The sequence below is a fragment of the Saccharopolyspora sp. MMCC62 genome (assembly GCF_057736575.1).
Genome location: NZ_JBYKCM010000009.1, coordinates 231,633 through 256,963, shown reverse-complemented (window position 1 = coordinate 256,963; position 25,331 = coordinate 231,633). Strand labels below are relative to the sequence as shown.

General features: G+C 70.1%; 20 protein-coding genes. 14 read left to right on the top strand and 6 right to left on the bottom strand.

Features of this window, described 5'->3' with window-relative positions:
- Window positions 1-311: 311 nt before the first annotated feature.
- Window positions 312-806, bottom strand: a complete 495-nt coding sequence (locus AC29IT_RS21820) for a YbaB/EbfC family nucleoid-associated protein (RefSeq protein WP_358442418.1) — start codon at window positions 804-806, stop codon at window positions 312-314.
- A 238-nt stretch (window positions 807-1,044) separates the two neighbouring features.
- Between AC29IT_RS21820 and AC29IT_RS21815 the strand changes: the two genes are divergently transcribed.
- The 6 genes from AC29IT_RS21815 (at window position 1,045) to AC29IT_RS21790 (ending at window position 10,835) form a co-directional block, all read left to right on the top strand.
- Window positions 1,045-2,529 (top strand): FAD-linked oxidase C-terminal domain-containing protein, encoded by a 1,485-nt coding sequence (locus AC29IT_RS21815; protein WP_488219957.1) that lies wholly within the window; start codon window positions 1,045-1,047, stop codon window positions 2,527-2,529.
- Window positions 2,529-3,764 carry an FAD-binding oxidoreductase gene (locus AC29IT_RS21810; protein WP_488219956.1) on the top strand — a complete coding sequence of 412 codons (1,236 nt, stop codon included), beginning with the start codon at window positions 2,529-2,531 and terminating at the stop codon, window positions 3,762-3,764. The genes AC29IT_RS21815 and AC29IT_RS21810 overlap by 1 nt, the downstream gene beginning before the upstream one ends.
- Entirely contained in the window at window positions 3,761-5,092 is a 1,332-nt protein-coding gene (gene glcF / locus AC29IT_RS21805) for a glycolate oxidase subunit GlcF (RefSeq protein WP_358442410.1), read from the top strand. The genes AC29IT_RS21810 and glcF overlap by 4 nt, the downstream gene beginning before the upstream one ends.
- Window positions 5,093-5,497: 405 nt before the next feature.
- Window positions 5,498-7,081 carry an L-lactate permease gene (locus tag AC29IT_RS21800; RefSeq protein WP_488219955.1) on the top strand — a complete coding sequence of 528 codons (1,584 nt, stop codon included), beginning with the start codon at window positions 5,498-5,500 and terminating at the stop codon, window positions 7,079-7,081.
- 185 nt (window positions 7,082-7,266) lie between these two features.
- Window positions 7,267-8,481 (top strand): acetyl-CoA C-acetyltransferase, encoded by a 1,215-nt coding sequence (locus tag AC29IT_RS21795; protein WP_488219954.1) that lies wholly within the window; start codon window positions 7,267-7,269, stop codon window positions 8,479-8,481.
- Window positions 8,482-8,615: 134 nt separating this feature from the next.
- On the top strand, window positions 8,616-10,835 hold the full coding sequence (locus AC29IT_RS21790; protein ID WP_488219953.1) for a 3-hydroxyacyl-CoA dehydrogenase NAD-binding domain-containing protein: 2,220 nt from the start codon (window positions 8,616-8,618) through the stop codon (window positions 10,833-10,835).
- Between the two features lie 313 nt (window positions 10,836-11,148).
- On the opposite strand, the gene AC29IT_RS21785 is transcribed toward AC29IT_RS21790, so the two are convergent.
- Together AC29IT_RS21785 and AC29IT_RS21780 are read right to left on the bottom strand one after the other, a co-directional pair.
- Window positions 11,149-11,907 (bottom strand): hypothetical protein, encoded by a 759-nt coding sequence (locus AC29IT_RS21785; RefSeq protein ID WP_358446432.1) that lies wholly within the window; start codon window positions 11,905-11,907, stop codon window positions 11,149-11,151.
- Window positions 11,908-12,157: 250 nt separating this feature from the next.
- A complete protein-coding gene (locus AC29IT_RS21780) occupies window positions 12,158-12,787 on the bottom strand; it encodes a TetR/AcrR family transcriptional regulator (protein ID WP_488219952.1) in 630 nt (209 codons plus the stop codon).
- 99 nt (window positions 12,788-12,886) lie between these two features.
- Between AC29IT_RS21780 and AC29IT_RS21775 the strand changes: the two genes are divergently transcribed.
- The 3 genes from AC29IT_RS21775 (at window position 12,887) to AC29IT_RS21765 (ending at window position 15,973) form a co-directional block, all read left to right on the top strand.
- On the top strand, window positions 12,887-14,380 hold the full coding sequence (locus AC29IT_RS21775; protein ID WP_488219951.1) for a flavin-containing monooxygenase: 1,494 nt from the start codon (window positions 12,887-12,889) through the stop codon (window positions 14,378-14,380).
- A gap of 112 nt (window positions 14,381-14,492) precedes the next feature.
- The gene (locus AC29IT_RS21770; protein WP_358446440.1) at window positions 14,493-15,179 is read left to right on the top strand and encodes a DUF6319 family protein; all 687 of its coding nucleotides are present in this window, start codon (window positions 14,493-14,495) and stop codon (window positions 15,177-15,179) included.
- Between the two features lie 401 nt (window positions 15,180-15,580).
- On the top strand, window positions 15,581-15,973 hold the full coding sequence (locus tag AC29IT_RS21765; protein WP_488219987.1) for a hypothetical protein: 393 nt from the start codon (window positions 15,581-15,583) through the stop codon (window positions 15,971-15,973).
- A gap of 15 nt (window positions 15,974-15,988) precedes the next feature.
- Here the strand turns inward: AC29IT_RS21765 and AC29IT_RS21760 are convergent, their stop codons facing one another.
- Window positions 15,989-16,369 carry a hypothetical protein gene (locus AC29IT_RS21760; protein WP_488219950.1) on the bottom strand — a complete coding sequence of 127 codons (381 nt, stop codon included), beginning with the start codon at window positions 16,367-16,369 and terminating at the stop codon, window positions 15,989-15,991.
- A gap of 410 nt (window positions 16,370-16,779) precedes the next feature.
- On the opposite strand from AC29IT_RS21760, the gene AC29IT_RS21755 reads away from it, so the two are divergent.
- Window positions 16,780-18,852 (top strand): transglycosylase domain-containing protein, encoded by a 2,073-nt coding sequence (locus tag AC29IT_RS21755; protein WP_488219986.1) that lies wholly within the window; start codon window positions 16,780-16,782, stop codon window positions 18,850-18,852.
- 252 nt (window positions 18,853-19,104) lie between these two features.
- Here the strand turns inward: AC29IT_RS21755 and AC29IT_RS21750 are convergent, their stop codons facing one another.
- On the bottom strand, window positions 19,105-20,061 hold the full coding sequence (locus AC29IT_RS21750; RefSeq protein ID WP_488219949.1) for a CPBP family intramembrane glutamic endopeptidase: 957 nt from the start codon (window positions 20,059-20,061) through the stop codon (window positions 19,105-19,107).
- A gap of 95 nt (window positions 20,062-20,156) precedes the next feature.
- On the opposite strand from AC29IT_RS21750, the gene AC29IT_RS21745 reads away from it, so the two are divergent.
- From AC29IT_RS21745 to AC29IT_RS21730, 4 genes are all read left to right on the top strand, one after another.
- A complete protein-coding gene (locus AC29IT_RS21745; RefSeq protein ID WP_488219948.1) occupies window positions 20,157-21,515 on the top strand; it encodes a serine hydrolase domain-containing protein in 1,359 nt (452 codons plus the stop codon).
- A gap of 116 nt (window positions 21,516-21,631) precedes the next feature.
- Window positions 21,632-22,732, top strand: a complete 1,101-nt coding sequence (locus AC29IT_RS21740) for a 3-deoxy-7-phosphoheptulonate synthase (protein WP_488219947.1) — start codon at window positions 21,632-21,634, stop codon at window positions 22,730-22,732.
- A 28-nt stretch (window positions 22,733-22,760) separates the two neighbouring features.
- Complete coding sequence (gene arfB, locus AC29IT_RS21735; protein ID WP_488219946.1) at window positions 22,761-23,192, top strand: alternative ribosome rescue aminoacyl-tRNA hydrolase ArfB; 432 nt, start codon at window positions 22,761-22,763, stop codon at window positions 23,190-23,192.
- 61 nt (window positions 23,193-23,253) lie between these two features.
- A complete protein-coding gene (locus tag AC29IT_RS21730) occupies window positions 23,254-24,183 on the top strand; it encodes a patatin-like phospholipase family protein (protein ID WP_488219945.1) in 930 nt (309 codons plus the stop codon).
- 176 nt (window positions 24,184-24,359) lie between these two features.
- Here AC29IT_RS21730 and AC29IT_RS21725 read toward each other — a convergent pair whose 3' ends face one another.
- Window positions 24,360-25,322, bottom strand: a complete 963-nt coding sequence (locus AC29IT_RS21725; RefSeq protein ID WP_488219944.1) for a hypothetical protein — start codon at window positions 25,320-25,322, stop codon at window positions 24,360-24,362.
- Window positions 25,323-25,331: the final 9 nt, after the last annotated feature.

Sequence of the window (25,331 nt, the reverse complement as noted above, 5' to 3'; positions counted from 1 at the left end):
TCCCGCGGTCGGGGGAGGTGGTGCCCGCCGGTGCCGCCCGGCCGGGGCAGGTCCTGGCGGGCGGCGTCCCCGCGTCGCGCTCATCGGCCTCGCGTAGGCGTGTTGCGCGCTCGCCGGTCGAGCTTCGCCGGTTCAGCGCTCTCGGTCTCGGGTCCGCCGGTCTCGCGTAGGCGCGTTGCGCGCCCGCCGGTCCGGCGCTCTCGGTCTCGCGTACGCGCGTTCAGCGCACGTCGGTCCAGCGTTCGCGGGTCTCGGGTCCGCGCGTTCCTGGCCTGTCGGTCCGGCGCTCGCCGGGTCCGCGGCTCGTCGGTTCAGCGGAGGAAGGAATCGCGCGAGAAGTCCTCGTCGCCGGGGGTGTCGTCGCGGCGGGGCCGGTTCGGGCGGGACGGCTGGGCGGGCCGCCCGGCCGCGGGCGGCGCCTGCCGTGGCGCGGTGTCCGCCGCGTCGTCGTTCTCGGCGGGCGGCTGCGCGCCGTGCGCCTGGTAGGCCTCGCGGAACTGCTCGGCCCGATCGCCCAGCACCGGTTCCACGGTGGCGTTCATCGCCTCCGCCGCCTGCTGGGTGGCCTGCCGGATGGTCCGCACGATCGCCTGCTGCAGCTCGGTGTGCGAGCGGCGCATCGCCTCCGGGCTCAGCCGCAGGTCCAGCACCGCACCGGACGGGGCGACGGTCACGGTGACCGCGCCGTCCTGGCTGCGCGCCTCGCCGCGGATCTCGCCCATCTTGTCCTTGAGCTGCGCCGCGGCCGCCGCCTGCTCCTCGAAGCGGGACAGCATCTCCCGGACGCGCTGCTGGGCACTGGACATGAAAAATCTCCCCGACTTCGAACGTTTTCGGAGAGCGTAGCCAGTGCTCGCCGCGCGCCGCGGAGGTTCCGCGATCTCCGGTGCGCGAGGCCCGTCCGGGGTGGTGACGAGGAGCACAATGAAGGTGTCGCGACACCTCGCCGGCCTCTTGTATCCATGCGGTGCGGCACTTAAGGTTCCCGGTAGTCGGAATGCTGTTTCCGTATAGTGAAATCCTCAGTGGTGAGGAGGCGTGCCCATGACCACCACCAGCGCCACGACCGCACCCGACCTCGACCGGCTCGTGCGACACCTGCGCGCCGCGCTGCCCGAACGCGCGGTGATCACCGACCCGCAACGGCTCCGCACCTACGAGTGCGACGGGCTCGCCAGCCACCGCGTCGTGCCCGCCGTCGTCGTGCTCCCCGAAACCACCGAGCAGGTCCAGCGGGTCGTCGCCGCCTGCGCCGAACAGCAGGTGCCGTTCGTCGCCCGCGGCTCCGGCACCGGCCTGTCCGGCGGCGCCCTCCCGCACGCCGACGGCGTCCTCATCGTCACCGCCAAGATGCGCCGCATCCTCGACGTGGACATCGCGAACGAACGCGCCGTCGTCGAACCCGGCGTCATCAACCTCGACGTCACCCGCGCCGCCGCCCCGCACGGCTACTACTTCGCCCCCGACCCCTCCAGCCAGCAGGTGTGCTCGGTCGGTGGCAACGTCGCCGAGAACTCCGGCGGCGCGCACTGCCTCAAGTACGGGTTCACCACCCACCACGTCCTGGGCCTCCAGGTGGTGCTGCCGGACGGCGAACTCGTCGAACTCGGCGGCAGCGCCCGCGAAGAACCCGGCTACGACCTGCTCGGCGCCTTCATCGGCAGCGAAGGAACCCTCGGCGTCGTCACCCGCATCACCGTGCGGCTGATGCGCGCACCCGAAACCGTGCAGACCCTGCTCGCCGGGTTCCGCGGCACCGACGACGCGGGCGCCGCCGTCTCCGCCATCATCAGCGCCGGAGTCACCCCCGCCGCCATCGAGATGATGGACGCGCTCGCCATCGAAGCCGCCGAACAAGCCGTCCACTGCGGATACCCCGACGGCGCGGGCGCCGTCCTCGTCGTCGAACTCGACGGGCCCGCCGCGGAAGTCGAGCACACCTTCGCCGAAGTGACCCGGCACTGCGAACAGCACGGCGCCTTCGAGATCCGCGTCGCCGCCGACGACCAGGAACGCGCCATGATCTGGAAGGGACGCAAATCCGCGTTCGCCGCCGTCGGCCGCATCAGCCCCGACTACATCGTCCAGGACGGAGTGATCCCGCGGACCGCGCTGCCCGAAGTGCTCGGCCGCATCGCCCGCCTCTCCGCCGAATCCGGCGTCCGCGTCGCCAACGTCTTCCACGCCGGGGACGGGAACCTGCACCCGCTCGTGCTCTTCGACGACGCCGAAGACGGCGCCGCCGAACGCGCCGAAGCCGTCTCCGGCGCCATCCTCGACCTGTGCATCGAGCACGGAGGCTCCATCACCGGCGAACACGGCGTCGGCGCCGACAAGGTCAAGTACATGGGGCGCATGTTCACCGACGACGACCTCGACACCATGCAACTCGCGCGGTGCGCGTTCGACCCCGGCGGGATCTGCAACCCCGGCAAGGTGTTCCCCACCCCGCGGCTGTGCGGCGAAGTCCCCGGCCCCCGCCGCGGCGTGCACCCGCTGACCGAAGCAGGATTGGCGGACCAGTTCTGATGACCACCAGCGCCGCCCTCCACGACCGGCTCGGCGACCGGCTCCGCGACGCCACCGACCACGACGAGGTCGCCGGCGTCCGGCCCCGCTGGGTCGTCACCGCCGCCGACACCGCCGACGTCGCCGCGACCCTGCGCGCCGCCGCCGAGCACGACCTCACCGTCGTGCCCCGCGGCTCCGGCAGCAGGCTCGACTGGGGACCGGCACCCACCTCCGCCGACCTGCTGCTCGACCTGGCCCCCTGCGCCGGCGTCCTCGACCACGCCGCGGGCGACCTCGTGCTCAGCGCCCGCGCCGGAACCCCGCTGCGCACCCTGCACGACACCGCCGCCGCGGCGGGACAACGGCTGCCCATCGACCCGCCGCAGGACACCGCCACCGCGGGCGGCGTCGTCGCCACCGGAACCTCCGGGCCCGCCCGGCACTTCTACGGCGGCGTCCGCGACCTGCTCATCGGCATCACCGTGGTCCTCGCCGACGGCACCACCGCCACCTCCGGCGGCCACGTCGTCAAGAACGTCGCGGGCTACGACCTCGGCAAGCTCTACACCGGATCCCTCGGCACCCTCGGCGTCATCACCGAAGTCGTGTTCCGGCTGCACCCCCTCGCCGCCGAACACCGCTGGATCAGCAGCACCACCGACGACCCCGGCGACGCCGCCGCCATCGTCGACACCCACCGGCACGGCCAAGCCGTGCCCACCGCCATCGAACTCGACCGGCCCCGGCCCGGCGGGCCCATCACCATCACCGCGCAGCTCGAAGGCCGGCCCGACGCCACTCACGAACGCGCCGAGCACCTCGCCCGCGCCGTCGGCGGCACCGTCCACGACCACGCACCCCCCTGGTGGGGCGAGCACCCCTTTCCCGCCGACGGCACCGGGCTGCGCATCGGCACCGAACCCGCCGCGCTCGCCGACCTGCTCCGCGCGGCCGACCGGGCCGCCGCCACCACCGCGCTGCCCCTCGCGCTGCGCGGCGCCGCCGGGCTCGGCGTCCTGCACGCCGGACTCCCCGGCACCGCCGACGCCCAGGCCACGACCGAACTCGTCACCGCCCTGCGCGCACTCCCCGGCTACACCGCGCTCGAACGCGGCACCCCCGCCGTCCGCGCCGCCCTCGACCCCTGGGGGCCACGACCCGCCGCACGCGTCGCACTAGACCGGCGGCTCAAGGACCACTTCGACCCCGGACACCGACTCGCCCCCGGCCGCGATGCGGGAGGACACCGATGACCGACACCGAACCCGACGACGTGCTGCGCGGCGGAGCGTTCGACGCGCTGCACCCGCCGCAACGCGAACTCGTCGACGACTGCGTCCACTGCGGATTCTGCCTGCCCAGCTGCCCCACCTACGACCTGTGGGGCGAAGAGATGGACTCGCCCCGCGGCCGCATCTACCTCATGAAGGAAGGCCTCGAAGGCGAACCCATGACCGACACCATGGTCGGCCACATGGACAACTGCCTCGGCTGCATGGCCTGCGTCAGCGCCTGTCCCTCCGGCGTCCGGTACGGCACCCTCATCAACGACACCCGCGCCCAGATCGAACGCAACCACACCCGCGGACGCTGGGAGAAGCTCCTGCGCACCGCGATCTTCACCCTCTTCCCGCACCCGCGCAGGCTCCGCGCGCTCCGCGGCCCCCTCGCCCTCTACCAACGGCTCCGCATCGGACGACTGCTGCGCCGCACCGGGATCACCGACGCACTGCCACCGCACCTGCGCGCCATGGAATCCCTCGCGCCGCCCATCACCCGAGCACCCCGCCTCGGCCACCGCGTGCCCGCCCGCGGACCACGCCGCGCCACCGTCGGCATGATCACCGGCTGCGTGCAGAGCGCCTTCTTCCCCGACGTCAACGCCGCCACCGCCCGCGTCCTCGCCGCCGAAGGCTGCGACGTCGTCATCCCGCCCGCCCAGGGCTGCTGCGGTGCGCTCAGCGAGCACTCCGGACGCGAGACCGAAGCCGCCGCCTTCGCCCGCAACCTGCTCGACACCTTCGACCGCGCCCGCGTCGACCACATCGTCATCAACTCGGCGGGCTGCGGCTCCACCCTCAAGGACTACCCGCACCTGCTCCGCGACGACCCCAGCTACGCCGCCAAGGCCGAACGGTTCGCCGCCCGCGTCCGCGACATCACCGAGCTCCTCACCGAACTCGGACCCGCCGCCACCCGGCACCCGCTGCCCACCACCATCGCCTACCACGACGCCTGCCACCTCAGCCACGGCCAAGGCATCCGACGGCAACCCCGCGACCTGCTCCGCGACATCCCCGGGCTCGAACTCCGCGAAATCGACCGCGGCGAACTGTGCTGCGGATCCGCAGGCGTCTACAACCTGCTCCAACCCGACGCCGCCCGCGAACTCGGCGACCGCAAAGCCGGCCACGTGCACGACACCGGTGCGCAACTGCTCGTCACCGCCAACCCCGGGTGCTCCATGCAGATCCGCGCCGCGCTCGAACGACGCGGCGAAGCGATGCCGATGGCGCACACCGTGCAGGTGCTGGACGCGGCGATCCGGGGGGTGGGGGTGGCGGGGTTGCTCCGGGCCTGACGGCGGCTGGGGTGACCGGAAGGTTCCCTTCGTCGCAGGGGTGATCGGAAGGTTCCCTTCATCGCACGAGCCGACGCGGAGCGCGCCGGGCGGTTCCGGTGACAGGAAGGTTCCCTTCATCGCACCCGTGACAGAAAGGTTCCCTTGCTCGCAGTGGCGCCCCGGCCGTCCTCTTCGGTGGCAGGAAGGTTCCCTTCACCGCGTGAGTGGCAGAAAGGTTCCCTTGCTCGCACCGATGACCGGAAGGTTCCCTTCCGTGCACCGGCGACCGTGAGTCCGCATCGGACACCGCAGTCAAGGCGCTGAGCGCACCCCGCGGCGGCGCCGGACGGAGCTACCCGAGCCGGTCGTGCGCGGTTATCGTCGCCGTCTCGGCACGTTGGCCTCCGCCACGAAGGAGTGGTCGTGTACCAACAGATCCTGGCCCCGCTGTTCGGCTCGCTCGGCTGGAGCGCCCTCGCGGCCGCCCTGCCGCTGCTGGTCCTGTTCGCCCTGCTGGGCATCGTGCGCATGACGGCGTGGAAGGCCTCGCTCGTCGCACTTGCCATCGCGCTGGCGGTGGCGGTGTTCGTGTACCCGATGCCGGTCGACCAGGCGCTGCTGTCCGCCGTGCTCGGCGCGGCGTTCGGCTTCTTCCCGATCCTGTGGATCGTGATCAACGCGATCTGGATCTACCAGATGACCGTGACCACCGGGCACTTCGACGTGCTGCAGCGGAGCTTCTCGCGGGTCAGCGGGGACCGGCGGATCCAAGCGATGATCATCGCGTTCTGCTTCGGCGCCCTGCTCGAGGCGCTCGCGGGCTTCGGCACCCCGGTCGCGATCACCACGGTGATGCTGCTGGCGCTGGGAATCAGCCCGATGACCTCGGCCGTCGTGGCGCTCGTCGCGAACACCGCGCCCGTCGCCTACGGCGCGCTCGCCTCCCCGCTGGTCACGTTGGCCAGCGTCACCGAACTGCCGCTGGACGAACTCGGGGCCATGACGGGCAGGCAGACGCCGGTGCTCGCGCTCGTCGTGCCGATGGTGCTCGTCGGCATCATCGACGGGGTGCGGGGTGTGCGGGAAACCCTCCCGGCGACCCTCACCTGCGGGATCACCTTCGCCGTCGCCCAGTTCGCCGCCGCCAACTACCTGTCGGTGCCGCTGACCGACATCATCGCCGCACTGCTGGCGGCCGGGGCGACCGTGCTGCTGCTGCGGGTGTGGACGCCGCGCGGCGCCGAACCTCCCACCTCCGGCGGGACCGACGGGCGTGCCGACGTGCTCCGGGCCTACGCGCCCTACCTGATCATCATCGCGGTGTTCGTCGTCGCCCAGCTCGGTGTCGTCGCCGACCTGCTCGAGGCCGTCACGGTCAAGTTCGGCTGGCCCGGCCTCGACATCCGCGACGCGAGCGGGGACGCGCTGTCGCTCACCGAGTTCAAGCTGAACTGGCTGTCCAGTGCCGGATCGCTGCTGCTGATCGCCGGGCTGATCACCATTCCGGTGATCGGGATCCGGGCGCGGGACGCGCTCGGTCGCTACGGCGCCACCTACCGGCAGCTCGCCTGGCCGATCGTCACCGTGATGACGGTGCTCGCCATCGCCTACGTCATGAACACCTCGGGGCAGACCGCGACCCTCGGCACCTGGATGGCTGCGACCGGCGGGCTGTTCGCATTCCTGTCGCCGATCCTCGGCTGGCTCGGCGTCGCCGTCACCGGCTCCGACACCTCGTCGAACTCGCTGTTCGGGGCGTTGCAGGTGACCGCCGCCGAACAGGCCGGCATCGAACCGATGCTGGCGGCCGCGGCCAACGGGTCCGGGGGAGTGCTCGGCAAGATGATCTCCCCGCAGAACCTGGCGATCGCCGCGGGCGCCGTCGGCATGGCCGGTCGCGAAGGCGACCTGTTCCGCCGGGTCCTGCCGTTCAGCCTCGGATTCCTGCTGCTGATGTGCGTGCTGGTGGCGCTGCAGGCGACGCCGGTGCTGTCTTGGATGACCTGAGCGGGGGGAACCTTCCGGTCGCGGCACCCCTCCCGCCTGCGCCGAACGGGCTGCGAGCAAGGGAACCTTTCTGTCACCGGTGGCAGAAAGGTTCCCTTCCTCGCACCCGCATGGCATTGACTGTGACAGTTCTGGTGTCACACTCTGGATGGAGAACCAGGCCGCAACGAGGAGGCACGTCGCCCATGTCCGAGGCGCTCGTCTACGAAGCGATCCGCACCCCGCGCGGTCGCGGCAAGAAAACCGGTTCGCTGCACGGGACCAAACCGATCAGCCTCGTCGTCGGACTCGTCGACGAACTCCGCAGGCGTCACCCGGGCCTCGACCCCGAGCTGATCGACGACCTCGTGCTCGGCGTCGTCTCCCCGATGGGCGACCAGGGCGGCGACATCGCCAAGACCGCCGCGCTCGCCGCCGGCCTGCCCGACACCGTCAGCGGCGTCCAGCTCAACCGCTTCTGCGCCTCCGGGCTCGAAGCCGTCAACGTCGCCGCCCAGAAGGTCCGCTCCGGCTGGGAGGACGCCGTCCTCGCCGGTGGCGTCGAATCCATGTCCCGGGTGCCGATGGGATCCGACGGCGGCGCCTGGGCGATGGATCCCGAGACGAACTTCGACACGTCCTTCGTGCCGCAGGGCATCGGCGCCGACCTGATCGCCACCCTCGAAGGCTTCGACCGCGCCACCATCGACGCCTACGCCGCCGAATCCCAGAACCGCGCCGCCAAGGCCTGGGCCGACGGCCGCTTCTCCCGCAGCGTGGTGCCCGTCGCCGACCGCAACGGCCGCACCGTCCTGGACCGCGACGAGCACATCCGTCCCGGCACCACCGCCGATTCCCTCGGCGGTCTCCAGCCCTCGTTCGCCGCCATCGGCGACATGGGCGGCTTCGACGCGGTCGCCCTGCAGAAGTACCACTGGGTGGAGCGCATCGACCACGTGCACACCCCCGGCAACTCCTCCGGGATCGTCGACGGCGCCGCGCTCGCCCTCATCGGCAGCGAAAGCCTCGGCGAGCGCACGGGCCTGCGCCCGCGGGCCCGCATCGTGTCCGCCGCCCTCAGCGGAGCCGACCCGACGATCATGCTCACCGGCCCCGGACCCGCCGTGCGCAAGGCGCTCGCCAAGGCCGAGCTGACCATCGACCAGATCGACCTGGTCGAGATCAACGAGGCCTTCGCCGCCGTGCCGCTGCGGTTCATGAAGGAATTCGGCGTGCCGCACGAGAAGGTCAACGTCAACGGCGGCGCCATCGCGATGGGCCACCCGCTCGGCGCGACCGGCGCCATGATCGTCGGCACCCTCATCGACGAACTCGAACGCCGGGAGCAGCGCTACGGCGTGGCCACCCTGTGCGTCGGCGGCGGCATGGGCATCGCCACCGTCATCGAACGGCTCGGCTGAACCCACCCCGCACCGACCCCGGCACCGGCCGCCGCGTCGCGATGAAGGGAACCTTCCTGTCACCCGTGGCAGAAAGGTTCCCTTGCTCGCACCCCGCGGGCCGGTGTTCGCGAACCACGAAGGGCACCAACGCCATGAGCGACCAGAGCACCATCCGCTGGAACGAGGACGCCGACGGCATCGTCGTGCTCACCCTCGACGACCCCCAGCAGCAGGCCAACACGATGAACGACCGCTACCTGCGGTCCATGGAAGAGACCGTGCAGCGCCTCCAGGCCGAGCGCGAGAAGATCACCGGTGTGGTGATCACCTCGGCGAAGAGCACGTTCTTCGCCGGCGGCGACCTGCGCGACCTCGTCAAGGTCCGCCCCGCGAACGTCGAGGAGTTCGCCGAGGTCAGCGCCACCAGCAAGCGGCAGCTGCGCGCACTGGAGACGCTGGGCGTCCCGGTCGTCGCCGCGCTCAACGGCACCGCCCTCGGCGGTGGGCTGGAGATCGCGCTCGCCTGCCACCACCGCATCGCCCTCGACGGTCCGAAGACCCGCTTCGGCCTGCCCGAGGTCACCCTCGGCCTGCTGCCCGGCGCCGGCGGCGTCGTTCGCACGGTCCGCATGCTCGGCATCGCCGACGCCCTGCTCAAGGTCCTCACCCAGGGGCAGCGGCTGCGCCCGGAGAAGGCCGAGGAGATCGGTCTCGTCGACGAGGTCGTCACCGACGCCGACGCCCTGCTCGACCGCGCCAAGCAGTGGATCAGGGACAACCCGGGCGCGGTGCAGCCGTGGGACCAGAAGGGGCACAAGATCCCCGGCGGCACGCCGTCGAACCCGAAGTTCGCCGCGAACCTCCCCGCGTTCCCCGCGAACCTGCGCAAGCAGCTCAAGGGCGCCCCGATGCCTGCGCCGAAGAACATCCTCGCCGCCGCCGTCGAAGGCGCCCAGGTCGACTTCGACACCGCCCTGGAGATCGAAGGCCGCTACTTCGTCGACCTCGCCAGCGGCCAGACCTCGAAGAACATGAGCAAGGCGTTCTTCTTCGACCTCCAGCACATCAACTTGGGCGGCAGCAGGCCCGACGGGTTCGACCGCTGGACGGCGAACAAGGTCGCCGTGCTCGGCGGCGGCATGATGGGCACGGGCATCGCCTACGTGTGCGCGAAGGCGGGCATGCAGGTGGTGCTCAAGGACGTCTCCGCGGCCGCAGCCGAGAAGGGCAAGGCCTACTCGCAGAAGATCCTCGACAAGGCCGTCGCCAAGGGCCGCACCAGCGAGGCCGAGCGCGACGAAGTCCTCGCCCGCATCACCGCCACCGACCAGAACGAGCAGCTCACCGGCTGCGACCTGGTCATCGAGGCGGTCTTCGAGGACACCCGGCTCAAGCACCAGGTGTACGGGGAGATCGAGGGCGTCATCGACGGCGACGCCCTCATCGCCTCGAACACCTCCACGCTGCCCATCACCTCCCTCGCCGAAGGCGTGCGCCGCCGCGAGGACTTCATCGGACTGCACTTCTTCTCCCCGGTCGACAAGATGCCGCTCGTCGAGATCATCCGCGGTGAGCAGACCAGCGATCGCGCGCTGGCCAGGGCGTTCGACGTCGTGCAGCAGATCAAGAAGACGCCGATCGTCGTCAACGACAGCCGCGGCTTCTTCACCAGCCGCGTCATCGGAACCTTCCTCAACGAGGGCGTGTCGATGCTCGGGGAGGGCATCCACCCGGCCACCATCGAACAGGCCTCCAACCAGGCAGGTTTCCCCGCGCCGGTGCTGCAGCTGTTCGACGAGCTCACCCTCACCCTGCCGCGCAAGATTCGCGCCGAGACCAAGCGCGCGCTCGAAGCCGCGGGCGGGACCTGGACCCCGCACCCGGCCGACGAGATCCTCGACCGGATGGTCGACGAGTTCGAGCGCCCCGGTCGTTCCGGCGGCGCCGGGTTCTACGAGTACACCGACGGCGTGCGCGCCGGGCTGTGGCCGGGACTCGTCGACGAGCTCGGCGCGGGCAGCGTCGACCCGGCGCAGGTCGTGCTCGAGGACCTCGTCGAGCGGCTGCTGTTCATCCAGGCCGTCGAAACGGTCCGCTGCCTGGACGAGGATGTGCTGCGGTCCGTCCCGGACGCCAACATCGGCTCGATCTTCGGCATCGGCTTCCCCGCCTGGACCGGGGGAGTGGTGCAGTACATGAACGGCTACCCCGGTGGCCTGGCCGGCTTCGTCGAGCGCGCTCGGGAGCTCGCCGCCGCCTACGGGGAGCGCTTCGTCCCGCCGGAGTCCCTGGTCCGCAAGGCCGCGGCCGGCGAGCCGTTCGACCTGGGTGAGCCGGACGCCGAGATCGTCAGCGCCACCTCCGCGGCGTGACAGCAAGGTCGCGGGGGTGGGGCCCCGGGGCGGAACGCGGCCCCGTGCCCTCCCCCCCCCCCCGCGGGGGTCCCCAGCCGGCCGCGTTGGGGTCCCCGGGCCCCCCCCCCCCCCCCTTCCACGCACCACCGCGCGCTGCGGACCCCCGCCACGGGACACCCGGAGCGCGCGAGCAAGGGAACCTTCCTGTCACCGGTGACCGAAAGGTTCCCTTGCTCGCACCGTTCCCGGGCGCGCGAAAGGGGCGCCGGACCACTGGTCCGGCGCCCCTCTTTCGCGTTCGGTGCGCTCCGCGGCGCACCCTTTCTTCAGATCAGCGCTGTCCGGGCAGCTGCGGCAGCCCGGTGGCGACGCCGTGCACGATCTGCCCGGGCACGGCGGTGAGCTCGTCGGCCTTGGTCATCTCGGCGACCTTGCCCGCGGCGGGCACCACGTCCCCGACCTTCGGCAGGTCGGCGCCGCGGTAGTCGTGCTGGAGCAGCTCGTCCGCCCGGGCGGCGGGCCCGATCGTGTAGCCCTGCGCGGCGGTGAGGGCGATGGCGGTGTCCGCGGTGGACACGCCCTGGTGGTCGGGCTGCCGCGGCCCGATCTCGCCTTCGAGGAACCCGCCGCCGGGAGCGTGCGAGTCGACGATGCCGGTGTGGTCCGGCTGGACGTCGAAGCCGACGGTCGGCCGGGTCTTGGTGAGTCCTTCGACCCGGAGCCGCTCGTCGCCGATGTGCTGGGAGATGCGGGTGAGCTTGGCTTCGTCGAGCTGCCGGCCATCGCGGAGTTCACCGGCGATGCCGTGCGTGGTGGTGACGATGTCGGCACCGACCTGCTTGACGACGTTGGGTGCTTCGGCGCTCAGTTGCGCGTCGACGCAGGGCGCCTTGGTGTTGTTGAAACCCGGAGCGTCCTGCGCGCTGCAGGCGTTCACCGGCACGGTGGCACCGATGGTGTCGGGCACCGTGGACAGGTCCGGCTTGGCCAGGTCGGGAGTGGGCGCTGCCGAGGCGGTGCCTGCCCCGACTGCGGCGAATCCCGCGGCCACGACAGCTGCTTGCAGGGTGCGCGTGGTCCAGGGGCGCAAGATCAGTTCTCCTTGTGTCGCGGGTGGGGCTCGGTTCCCGGCCCGGCGCCGGGGTGCGATGCCGGGACGGGAACCTCGTGCAGTCGCCCGGTGCGGGTGACGGCGACCCGATCGGGTCACGCCTCAACTCCGGACGATCAACGCGCTCCACATCGGCGCTTTAGGAGTTCGTCTTGATCCCTCGATGGTGGATGCCGCCCGATCGAGTGGTTTTCGCCTGCTCGTCCGGCGGGTGGTGACGCGCGGTGGTTCAGGCTTGCGCGACGAGGCTCGGGCTGATCAGGGCCATCAGGTGCCGGGTGGCGTCTTCGGCGGTGATCTCGGGGCGCTTGTCGCGCCAGAGCGCGAGCCGTTCGCAGGCACCGATGATCGACTCGGCGAAGGCTTCCAGCCGCACCTGGTCCAGTTCGGGACGGGATGCTTCGAGCAGTCGGGCGGTGAGGTCGGTCTGCTGCTGCCGGGTGGCTTCGAGCGCGGTGTTGACGGTGGCGAGCGGGATGGCGGCCTCGGTGCGCAACAGCGCCCAGGACTGCGCGTGCTCGTCGCCGAACCGGAAGAAGGCGAGCAGGCAGTCGTGCAGCAGCTGGTGGGCGTCCTCGCCGGCACCTGCGGCGGCTTCCGTGGTGGCGTCGAGCAGTTCGCGGCGCGCGCGTTCGACGCAGGCGAGCAGCAGCCCCTCCTTGGAGCCGAAGTACTCGTACAGCATCGGCTTGGACAGGCCGACCCGGTGGGCGATGTCGTCCATGGAGCTGGCTTGGTAGCCGTTCGTGGCGAACACCTGCTCGGCGACGGCCAGTATCTGCTGTTCCCGCTCCGCTCGGGGGAGGCGCTTGCGGCGTCCGGTCGGGGCGGAGTGGTCGTCGGCGTGGTGCACGTTCACGGTGCGACCTTATCGAGAATCGACCCGCCGAACCCTACCGGAGGTAACTTACTCCTAGTAGGCTACTTGCAGGTAGGTGGTCGATCAGGGAGGGCTGGAATGACACAGGCGTCGGCACAGCGGTACGACACGTCCGTCGTCATCGTGGGCACCGGATTCGCGGGCATCGGCACGGCGATCAAGCTCAAGGAAGCGGGCATCCACGACTTCATCGTCCTCGAGAAGAGCGACGATCTCGGCGGAACCTGGCGCGACAACACCTACCCGGGCTGTGCCTGCGACGTCCCGTCGCTGATGTACTCGTTCTCCTTCGAGCAGAACCCGAACTGGTCCCGCCTGTTCGCCCAGCAGCAGGAGATCCACGACTACCTCCAGCACTGCGCCGACAAGTACGGGATCCGCGAGCACATCCACTACGGGGTCGAGTTCACCGGCGCCGAGTACGACGAGCAGCAGCGCTCCTGGCACGTGCACACCGCGGCGGGCACCGAATACGTCGGCCGCGCGCTCGTCTCCGGCGTCGGCGCCCTGCACATCCCCAGCTACCCGGAAGTCGACGGCATCGAACGCTTCCAGGGCGAGGTCTTCCACTCCGCGCAGTGGAACCACGACTACGACCTCGACGGCAAGCGCGTCGCCGTCATCGGCACCGGCGCCAGCGCCATCCAGTTCGTGCCCGAGGTCGCCGAGCGGGCCACCGAACTGCACCTGTTCCAGCGGACCCCGCCGTGGGTGCAGCCCAAGCCCGACCGGGAGATCCCGCGCGGCATCCGCACCCTGTTCCGCCGCGTCCCCTTCGCGCAGCGCATCGCGCGCACCGCCGTCTACTGGATCCTCGAACTCCGCTCCGTCGCCGTGCTGCGCAGCAAGCTGCTCGGGAAGTTCTCCGAGCACCTCGCCAAGCGCTACATCCGCGGCGTCGTGCAGGACCCGGAGGTGCGCGAAGCCGTCGTCCCGCGCTACTCCATGGGCTGCAAGCGGATCCTGCTCTCCAGCGACTACTACCCCGCGCTGAACAAGCCCAACGTCGACCTGCACACCAGCGGCGTCGCCGAGGTCAAGGAGAACTCGATCGTCACCGGCGACGGCGACGAGCACGCCGTCGACGCCATCATCTACGGCACCGGGTTCCACGTGACCGACGCGTTCGACCACCTCGAGATCGTCGGCCGCGGCGGCCGCAAGCTGCAGGACGCCTGGAAGGGCGGGATGCAGGCCCACCTGGGCGTCACCGTCTCCGGATTCCCCAACCTGTTCTTCCTGCTCGGGCCGAACACCGGCCTCGGGCACAACTCCGTCGTGTTCATGATCGAATCGCAGATCAACTACGTGCTCAGCTGCCTGCGGCCGATCCTGCGCGGCGACGTGGACCAGGTCGACGTGCGCCAATCCGTGCAGGACGAGTTCAACGACAAGATCCAGCACCAGCTCTCCGACGCCGTCTGGTCCGCCGGCGGCTGCCAGAGCTGGTACCTCGACGTCAACGGCGTCAACCGCACGATCTGGCCCGGCTTCACCTGGAACTACTGGCTGCGCACCCGCAAGGCCGACCCGGCGGACTTCGAGGTCACCGCCGCGCCAGGACACCGTTGATGGTTCGCACGGGCGTTCGATATAGTGGCAGTCGTCATTGCTGGAACAGCCCCGGCTGACTTCACCCGGTGTGGGGCCGGAGGACGGGGCGCACCCTGAGCTAGGGGCTCCGATGCCACAGGCCCGCACGCTGACGTCCGACGAGATCAGCGGACTCCGCGACGAACTCACCTCCGGCGGCACTCCGACCGTGTGGTTCACCGCCACCGCCGTCGGAGTGCCCGAAGGACGCTCCGGCAAGGTCGTCGCCCTCGACGACCCCGCCGAAGGCGACTTCATCCAGATCCGCCCGGCCGGATCCAAGGACGTGCTGTCCTTCTCCGCCGCCGAGGTGACCGTCGTCAAACCACCGCGCAAGCGCAAAGAACCCGACACCGTCGCCGCCGCCCGCACCCCAGAACCGCCGCGGGCCGAGGCCAAGGCTCCGGAACCGCAGCCCGCCGCGAAGGCACCCGCGAAAGCACCGGAACCGACGCCGGTGCCCGACGACACCCCGAAGCCCGCTCCGGCGGCGAACCGGCGCAAGCCCAAGCCGCCCGCGGGCGCCACCGTGATCCTCACCGCGGACCAGGCCGGGCAGTGGAACGTCGAAGTCAGCACCGGCAAGAAGCGCGTGCTGCGCCCGACCCCCGTGTCCACCTCCGCCGTGGCGCAAGCCGCGAAATCCCTGCACGAAGAAGTCGCCTCCGCCGTCGAACCACTGCTGGAAGCCGCCCGGGAACAGCAGCGGGAACGCGTCGAGCAGCTCGAACGCCAGCTCGCCGAGGCGCAGCGGATGCTGCACGAGCTCAGCGACTGACGCCGGCGGAGTGACAGGAAGGTTCCCTTCCGCCCACTAGTGACAGGAAGGTTCCCTTCCTCGGTGGTCGGCGTGCGCGGGAGTGCTCCGCGCTCGGCGGTGACCGGAAGGTTCCCTGCTGCGCACTGGTGGCAGAAAGGTTCCCTTCCTCGCCGTACCGATGTGCTCGGGTGCCTGCGCCCGGGGTGTGGCAGAAAGGTCCCCTTCTGCGCACCGATGACAGGAAGGTTCCCTTCCTCGAACCGGACCGTGGAGCTCTCGGTGGGGTGCGTCCGCGCAGATCAAGGCCACGCCACCGGGCGCCCCCCGCCGCACCGGTGACAGGAAGGTTCCCTTGCTCGCCCGCCCTGCGCGCCTGACGGCGCGCGCCACCGGGCGCCTAGAATCGTGGCGTGAGACGGATGCTGACCCCGCGCTGGTTGTCGCTGCACGCGCTGTTCGTGGCGGCGGCGATCGCCACCGGCTTCCTGGCGTGGTGGCAGTGGGACCGGGCGCACGAGGCGGGGGGCAGTTTCCAGAACCTCGGCTATGCCCTGCAGTGGCCGCTGTTCGGCGTGTTCACCGTCTGCATGTGGGTGTGGTTGATCCGGATGGAGCTGCGCGGCGGCCGGGAAGCGCCGGCCGCGGTGCCGGAACCCGCCTCGGAGTCCGAGGCCCGGGTGGAGCCGGTGCGGTCGCGGCGGCGCCCGCTCGTGCCGCCGCCGGCGAGTTCGGTGGGTGCGGATGAGGACCCGGAGCTGGCCGAGTACAACCGCTACCTCGCCGAGCTCGACCGGGCGGACCGCCAGGGCTGACCCTCGGCCGGCGGCTCAGTTGAACGTGATGTCGCCGTTGATCTGCTCGGTCTGCACGAGGGTGCGTACCTCGCCGGTGTTCTGGTTCACCACGCGGCTGTGCGAGGCGGACAGCTCCGCGTGCACGTTCCGACCTGCCGCACGCACCTCCGCGTCGAACTCCGGGTCGTGCTGCGCCACCTGGTCCAGCCGCTCCGCCAGGGCCTTGATCTGCGGCTCGCCCGCCGAGGGCTGCTCGGCGGCGGTGAGCGCCGCCATCGTCTCCGGGTCGGCATCGCCGCGGCGGCGCAGCAGATTCCGGACCTTGTCCACGGCGCCCTGCGCGGCGGCGCCGAGCGCGACGGCGAGCTGCCCGCCGAGCGCGTTCGCCAGCGAATCGAAGAACGGGTCGACCATCAGCCCCTCCACACGGTTGATCGAGCCTCAGTGTAAGCGTCCGATCACGCGCCGCGTGCGGGTTCCGGCCCGTCCGGCCAGTCTCGGGCGCACCCGGGACCACTGGTCGTGATGTCCGATGGCGGAGGTATGCGGCGGTTGCGCCGCGCGGCGGATTTTCCTGGCGGTGCCAGGGGGAACGCGGGTTCCGGAAGGTCGGCCGGAGGTCGGGCGCAACCGGCCGGTGTGATATCAACGGAGGGACCGATGGAGCAGGTTCGGCGATCTCACGGCAGAGCCGCCGCGCCTCCCGGAACGTTCGGAACCGCCGCCCTGGCGCACCTACCCGGGCCTGCGGTCAGCGGTCGAGATCAGGTCGTCATGGACATGCGGTGATTGGGGCAGGCGTGCGCAGCGGCGTGCTGTTGAAGATGTTCGGGCTGTGCGTACTGGCCGGTGTGCTGGTGGCGTTCCTCATGATGCCGATGGCCACCGGCGCCGGAACCGTGGTCAACCAGGCCACCGACGCGATGGCGAGCATGTCCAGCTCGCTCGCCAAGCGGGACATGCCGCAGGTGTCGGTGGTCACCGACAAGGACGGTGAGCCCATCGCCTACTTCTTCAAGGACTACCGGGTCGAGACCAAGCCCGAGCAGATCTCCGGCTACATGAAGGCCGCGATCACCTCGGTCGAGGACAAGCGCTTCTGGAACCACGACGGCGTCGACTGGCAGGGCACCGTCCGCGCGCTCGCCAAGAACGTCAGCACCGGCGGCACCGCCCAGGGCGCCTCCACGATCACCCAGCAGTACGTGAAGAACTACCTGGTGCACGTGGTCGCGCAGAACGAGGTCGACGCGGAGAAGGCCAAGGAGACGACGATCGCGCGGAAGCTCCGCGAAGCGAAGATCGCAGTCGAGCTCGAACGCACCATGACCAAGGAGGAGATCCTCACCGGCTACCTGAACGTGGTGCCGGTCGGGAACCAGACCTTCGGCGTGGGTGCGGGCGCCCAGACCTACTTCGGCACCACCCCGGACAAGCTGACGATCGCGCAGTCCGCCCTGCTCGCCGCCATCGTCAACCAGCCCGGCTCGCTCAACCCGCGGACCAACCCGGACGAGGCGATGGAACGCCGGAACCTCGTCATCGACCTCATGACGGACCCGCACAACCGGCTGCGGATCAGCGAAGAGGACGCCAAGGTCGCGAAGGAGGAGCCGCTCGGGCTCACTCCGCAGCTGGGCCGCCCGCCGAACGGCTGCGTCGGCATCGGCGACGGCACCACCGACGGGTTCTTCTGCGAATACGTGCGTCACTACCTGGAGAAGTCCGGCATCGACGACGACGAGCTGGAGACCGGCGGCTACACCATCCGCACCACGCTGGACCGCAATGCCAGCGACGCCGCGAAGGAAGCCGCCAAGAAGCAGGTGCCCACCCAGACCGACGGCATCGCCAACGCCATGGCCGTCGTCGAACCCGGCACGGACAAGCACAAGGTCCGCGCGCTCGTCGCCAACCGCGACTTCGGCAACGACTCCGCCGCCGGGCAGACCGCCTACGACATCGTCAGCCGGGTGCAGCCGTTCGGCGCCGGGTCGATCTACAAGGTGTTCACCGCGGCCACCGCCCTCGAGCAGGGCATGACCATCGCCGACAACGTGCCGGTGCCCGCCACCTACACGTCCAGCGTCTACAAGAACGGCACCAACCCGTACACCGTCGGCAACGCCGAAGGCGTCCGGCCGGGGGACCGCACCCTGCAGATGGCGCTCGCGACCTCGCCGAACACCGGCTTCGTCGCGCTGCAGGAGAAGGTCGGGCTCAACAACGTCGTCGACATGGCTTCCAGGCTCGGCCTGCGGCAAGGGATGAACGGGGTGAACAGCGCGGGCTCCACCCTCAAGAAGGACGGCTCCAACGGGCCCTCCCAAGCCGAAGCCGTCAAGAAGAACAAGCGCGGCGCCTTCACCCTCGGCTACACGCCCACCAGCGTGCTCGAGCTGTCCAACGTCGCCGCCACCATCATGAGCGGCGGCACCTATTGCCCGCCTACGCCGCTCGAAGAGATCCACGACCGCAACGGCAACGAAGTGCCCATCAAGGAAGCGCCCTGCGAACAGGTGCTCACACCTGAAATCGCGGGACAGCTCGCACAAGGCATGAGCAAGGACGACACCGAAGGCACCTCCAAGGCCGCCGCCGCGGCCGCGGGCTGGACCCGGCCGATGATCGGCAAGACCGGGACCACCCAGGAGAGCAAGTCCGCCGCGTTCCTCGCCGCGACCCCCCAGATGGCCGGTGCCGTCCTCACCTACGCCGACGGTTCCCGCCCCCGCGGCATCTGCGACGCCGGCGGCGACGCACCGCCGTTCCTGTGCAGCGACGGCAACATCTTCGGTGGCAAGGTGCCTGCGCGGACCTGGTTCGACGCCATGAACCGGATCCACCAGGACCTGCCGGTCGCCCCGCTGCCGGGTGGGCCGCCACCCGCGCCGTGATCGTGAACTGAACCGAAGAGGGGCCGTCCGCCGAGTGCGGGCGGCCCCTCTTCGCACATCCCGCCCCGTGGTGACAGGAAGGTTCCCTTCACCGCAGGAGTGACAGGAAGGTTCCCTTGCTCGCGAACGCAACGGGGGAGCACATCTCCGGCGCAGGCGTGACAGGAAGGAACCCTTCATCGCGGATGTGGCAGAAAGGTTCCCTTCCTCGAATGCCGAGCCGGACGTTCCGCGGCCCGATCTCTCGGCTGCTCAGCGACGGCTGAGCCTGCGAACGCCGCGAGTCAAACCGGGCTCCTCATCCGGGAGCGGAACCGGGAGCTTCCCGAGCAGCACGAGCACCAGGATCGCCAACACCAGCACGATCCACCCGGACCAGCCGAGCAACCCGGACGTCACGTTGTTCACCGGACTTCCCGCAGCGCTGAACAGCAGACCGAACCCGGCGGCCGCATTCACGAACCCGTGCGCGATCGCCGCAGGCCACACGCTCCCCGTCGACAGCCGAAGCCAGCCCAGCAGCGCACTCAGCAAGCTGCAGAAACAGCCCATCATGATGAAGGCGACGACCACCGGGGCATTCGGGTAGTTGTAACCGAGGACGAGCAGCGGGGCGTGCCACAACGCCCACAGCACGCCCGTCACCAGGAATGCGGCCGGCTGCCCCAACGGCAACAAGGCCGACGTCAGATAACCGCGCCAGCCCACTTCCTCGCCGACTGCGGGAATCACGTTCAGCCAGCCGAGGAAGAACACCTGCGCCAACTGGATCAGCGCCAACGAGGAAGCCGGCGGCGAGTTCTCGCCGAACGCGCCGAGCTGTTCGGAGAGGCCCGAGAACCCCGTCCAATCCGCCTGGTAGACGCCGAACAACGCGCCCAGCAGCAGAGCGAGCAGCATCAGCGCCGGCGGTGCCAGCCAAGCGAGCAGCGCACGTCCCCACCACGTCCGGATTCCCGGGCCGGTGACCCCCAACTCGCGGAGCGGGGCAGGCCGCGGGCTGATCCACCTCGTGACGACGACCGCCGACAAAGCGGGCACGAACATCATGACCACCAGCAGGAGCGGAGCCCACTCCCAGGTCAGCCCCGTCCCCGTCACCCACATCGGAACGGTCAACGCCCACGTCAACGCGTAGGTCAACCCGACGAAAGTCAGCACGCCACGAACATCAACCCGATCGCCCACGCGCTCCATCCTGCCAACCACCCCACACTCCTTCCATGAGAGGAAGGGAACCTTTCTGCCACGGGTGACAGAAAGGTTCCCTTCCTCACCCCGATGTCCGTGACAGCATGGGCGCCATGACGAGCTTGCTGCCTTCCACCGAACGAGCGTTGCTCAGGCGATTGGCCGTCGAGCAGAGCCAGAACCGAGTGCCGTCGCTGATGGCCGGGATCGTCCGCGATGGCGAAACGCTCTGGACGGGAAGCCGAGGCCTGGTCGCCGGGGCGGCGCCCACCTCGGACACGCAGTACCGGATCGGCTCCATCACCAAATCGCTCGTCGCCGTCGCGGTGCTGCGCCTCCGCGACGAAGGCCTGCTGAACCTCGAGGACGAGCTCGACGAGTACGTGCCCGGCACGGCCGTCGGAAACCGCAGCATCGCCCGCCTGCTCTCGCACACCAGCGGGATGAGCGCGGAGCCTGCCGGGGACTGGTGGGAACGAACCGAGGGCGGTTCGGTCGAGGAACTGCTCACCGGAGTCGATGAGCAGGCGATCCGGCCACGTCCCAGGCACGGATTCCACTACTCCAACACCGGTTTCGGCGTTCTCGGCGAACTGGTCGCCCGGCTGCGGGGCCGATCCTGGTACGAGACGGTCCGGCAGGAGATCCTCGCCCCGCTCGCGATGACCAGGACCACCTTCCACCCGGAGTCCCCGCACGCCAGCGGATGGGCGGTCCACCCGTGGGCCGACGTGCTGCTGCCGGAACCGGCCGAAGACGGAGGTGCCATGGCACCCGCCGGGCAGCTGTGGTCCACCTTGGACGACATGCTCCGGTGGGCTCGTTTCGTCGCAGGCGAGACCGGTGAGGTCCTGCACCCCGACACGGTCGCCGAAATGCGCGCGGCCGGTGCGGTCGACGACGGCGATGTCTGGCGCGCCGGATACGGGCTGGGTCTGCAGTTGATCAGGCATCAGGGGCGCAGGCTCGCCGGGCACACCGGATCGATGCCGGGCTTCCTCGCCACCGTCATGGCCGATCCCGCGGAGCGGACCGGTGTCATCTTCATGGCCAACACCACGGCGGGCGTCTCGTCGGCACTGGTGACCGACTTGTTCGACCTGTTGGAAGCGCACGAACCGCGGATCCCCGCGCCTTGGGCTCCGAGCCCGGAAGTCGAGACCGGGTTGCTCGAGCTGACCGGGCAGTGGTTCTGGGGGCCGTCGCCGTACGTGCTGCGGATCCTGCCCGATGGCCTGCTCGACCTGGTGCCGTGGCAAGGACGAGGCAGGGCGTCCCGCTTCCGCCGGGATCACGCCGGGCGGTGGATCGGGCTGGATGGGTACTACTCCGGTGAACAGCTCCAGGTCGGCCGGTCCGGCGACGGGACCGTCACACACCTGAACCTGAACACCTTCATCTTCACCCGCACTCCGTACGACTCTGAGGCGCCGGTGCCGGGTGGGGTGGAGGGCTGGACCCCCGCGCACTGAACCGCTTCGCGGAGATGAGGAAGGGAACCTTTCTGTCACCAGTGGCAGAAAGGTTCCCTTGCTCACACCCGACCACGATCGAATTAGGTTAGGCTTCCCTGGTTTTGGGAGGTGGGATGTCCGTGCATCCGTCGATCGACGTCGTGCCCGTGTCCGGAAAGTCCGTCGTAGAGGTCACCTCGCCGGCCGAGCTGTCGGCCCAGATCCCGGCCGATCAGGCGACCACCGCCAGGATCTCCGCCTGGCGCAGGTCCATCGCTCGCGTGCTCGCCGGCGACGACGATCGCGTGCTCGCCGTGGTCGGCCCGTGCTCGCTGCACGATGCCGCGGCGACCAGGTCGTACGCGAGCCGCCTGCGCGCACTCGCCGCCGAACTCAACGATGAGCTGCTGGTGGTGATGCGCGCCTACCTGGAAAAACCTCGCACCACCATCGGCTGGACGGGCATGCTCGCCGACCCAGGTCTGGACGGCGGCGCCGATATCGAAACGGGGCTGCGCACTTCGCGGCGATTACTGCTCGACCTCGCGGAACTCGACCTCCCGGTCGCGACCGAGTGGGTCAGCCCCATCGCCCCCGACTACCTGGGCGACCTGGTCAGCTACGGCGCGATCGGCGCGCGCACCGTGGAGAGCCAGGTGCACCGGCAGTTGACCAGCGCGCTGCCGATGCCGATCGGCATGAAGAACGGCACCAGCGGCTCGTTGCAGGCCGCGGTGGACGCGATCGTCGCGGCCCGGCACCCGCACAGCTTCCTCGCGTCCGGGGCGAACGGTGCTGTGACCTGGGTGCGCAGCACCGGCAACCCGGACGCGCACATCATCCTGCGCGGCGGCGCGACCGGCCCGAACTACGACGTCACGTCCGTGCGAAAGGCAGTGGGGAAGCTCCGCTCGGCGGGCATCTCACCTGCCGTCGTGGTGGACGCCAGCCACGGCAACAGCGGCAAGGACCACACCAGGCAGCCGTCGGTGGTGGCGGCCGTCGGCGATCAGATCGCGAGCGGCACGGCGGCCATCCGGGGCGTGATGGTGGAGAGCTTCCTCGTCGAAGGTAGGCAGGACGTCGGATCGGCCCGCCCGTTGCGCTTCGGCCAGAGCATCACCGATGCCTGCCTCGGCTGGGACGACACCGCGGTGGTGCTGGGTGACCTCGCCGCATCCGTGCGGGCGTCCCGGCGGACGTGTGACTCGGCGAACTGGCTGCGGTTGGCCTGAACGCCGCCGGTGCGGCCATGCTGGGACGGTGCCCGAAGATCTGCGCATCACACCCAGGCTGACCGTGCCGGCAGCCGAGCTCTCCGAACGGTTCTCGCGTTCCTCCGGTCCCGGCGGGCAGCACGTCAACACCTCCGACTCCCGTGTCGAGCTCACCTTCGACCTGGCCGGATCCAGCCTGCCCGAGCGCGATCGGCGACGAGCGCTCGAACGGCTGGAATCCCGGCTGGTCAACGGCGCCATCACCATCGCCGCATCCGAACACCGCAGCCAGCTGCTCAACCGCACCGCAGCGCGCGAACGGCTCGCGCATCTGCTCGCCGAAGCCATCGCTCCCGACCCGCCGACCCGACGCCGCACCAAACCCACCGCCGGATCACGACGGCGACGCATGGCCGCCAAGAAGCGCCGCGGCCAGGTCAAGCAGTGGCGCCGTCGAGGTGACCCGGGAGACAGCTGAAGCGCTCACCCCGCAAACCCGGCTAGCCTCGAACGCACGACGAGCAGAGAGGGTGACGCTCATGCGCACGGCTTGGGTGATGCCTGGTGGGTCTACGTTCGGAGCGATCCAGGCCGGTCTGGCCACCGCGCTGTTCGAAGCAGGAGTCCGACCAGACCTCCTGGTCGGCACGTCTGCGGGCTCGCTGAACGCCGCCTGGCTCGCCGGCGACCCGTCCAGCCGCGGGGCGGAAGAGCTGCGCGCGCTGTGGGGCACGATGCGGCGCTCCGACATCTTCCCCATCCAGCCCACACGCATACTCGCCGGGAAGCTCGGCATCACCAACCACCTGATGACCAGCACGGGACTGGCACGGTGGATCCACCGGACCCTCCCGTACCGGACGTTCGAGCAGGCCGAGATCCCGCTGACCGTCACCGCGACCGACGTCGACACCGGCAGCGCCGTCTACTTCGACCGCGGGCCGGTGCTGCCGCCGCTCGTCGCCTCCTGCTCCATCCCCGGCCTCTTCCCGCCGTTCCAGGTGAACGGCCAATGGCTGGTCGACGGCGGCGTCGCCGCGTTCATGCCGATCAGCAAGGCCGTGGAACTCGGCGCGGAACGGGTGTTCGTGCTCCCGTGCGGAGGTGGAGAGCCGTTCGACCGCCGGTTCGGGAAGCGCGGCGGGCACGTCCCCGCCAGTGCCCCTACTCCGCCGATCCCGCCCCGATCCGTCAGCGGCGTCAGCGGGGCCGCGCTCGGAGCGGCGATGCTCACCGCGGCACGCCTCGACATGCAGCTCAACTCCACCCGATGCGAGCTCTACATCCTGCCCGCTCCCAGCACCGTCGGGCTCTCGCCCTACTCGTTCGCGCACTCCACCGCGCTCATCGAAGCGGCCTGGAGCATCGCGGGCGCCTGGTATCCGGGGGCTCGACCGGTGCCTGCGGGTGTGGTCGACAACTGGGGGCGGCCTGTGCACGACGACAAAACCGCCCTAACCCCCAACTGATTCGGAGCAAGGGAACCTTCCTGTCACCGGTGACAGGAAGGTTCCCTTGCTCCGTAATGGAGTCTGGTGCGGAGGGGTCGGTGGGCGGCACGACGTTATGGCATGCGAAATACCCGGAGGCGGCTTGGCGACTCCGGGTGGTCTTCGATGTTCGTCTGTCGGCTGGAACGCTCGGGTCAAGCTCCTTCGGCGATGGCACGGACCAGAATGTTCGGACGCGGCCGCAGCGTCGCTGCTTGGTACGCCTGTCGAATGGTGGAGAGGGCGGCGTCGGGCCGCTGCATGACATCGACGGGCAGGATCTGCACGACTGCTACGCCATGCGTCGCATAACGGGTGTTCCGCCTCGTCGTCGCGGCGAAATCGGCTCGCGACGAGTGGTATGCGAACGAATCGAATTCCACGGCGAGGCCCACGTCGTCGAACCACGCGTCGGGCATTCCGACGTAGCGGCCACCTTCGTCGAACAGCGACGTGTTCCACGAAGGTTCGGGCAGGTCGGAAGTTCTGATCAGTTCGAAAGCCCGGAGCTCGGCGACGGAACGAACATCGGCCGTCATGGCCCGGAGGATCTCGCGCGGCAGCCCGGTCCCTCGTCGCGATCCTCGTTCCATCTCCTCGCTGAGAGCTCGAGGTGAACAACCCGGAGCCCGCTGGATCGCTTCGACGAGCAGCGCTTCCGTCGAGCGGCGGGACTGCCAGGTGCGGGCGGCATCCATGATCGCCCGAGCCGCGGGAGCCACCGGGATACCGTCGATGATGATCGGTGGGGGCGGGCGTGTGGTGCGCTCGAATCTGACCAGATCGCTGCTCTGGATCTTCTTGCCGTGCGGGATGAGGACGTGGACCGGAGCGGTCTCGTCCGGGGTGTCGAGACCGTGCATCCGGGCCGCGTGCATTCCGGTGACCATGGCGGACGGGCCGGCCCGTAGTAGCGCAGCTGTGATCAGATCATCCGTGGTGGGCGGGCCCGGCATGACCAGGACGATGCCGGGGAGCAGCCGTGTCCACGGCCCGTCGACGCGTCCGCGGCGGTAGCTGGTCGACTGCGAGACGCCGAGTTTTTCCAGTTCGGAGACATGGAAAACGCGGCGGGGCGATGACTGGAGAGTGTGCTGGTTGATCACTGAGGATGACATGTGATCACT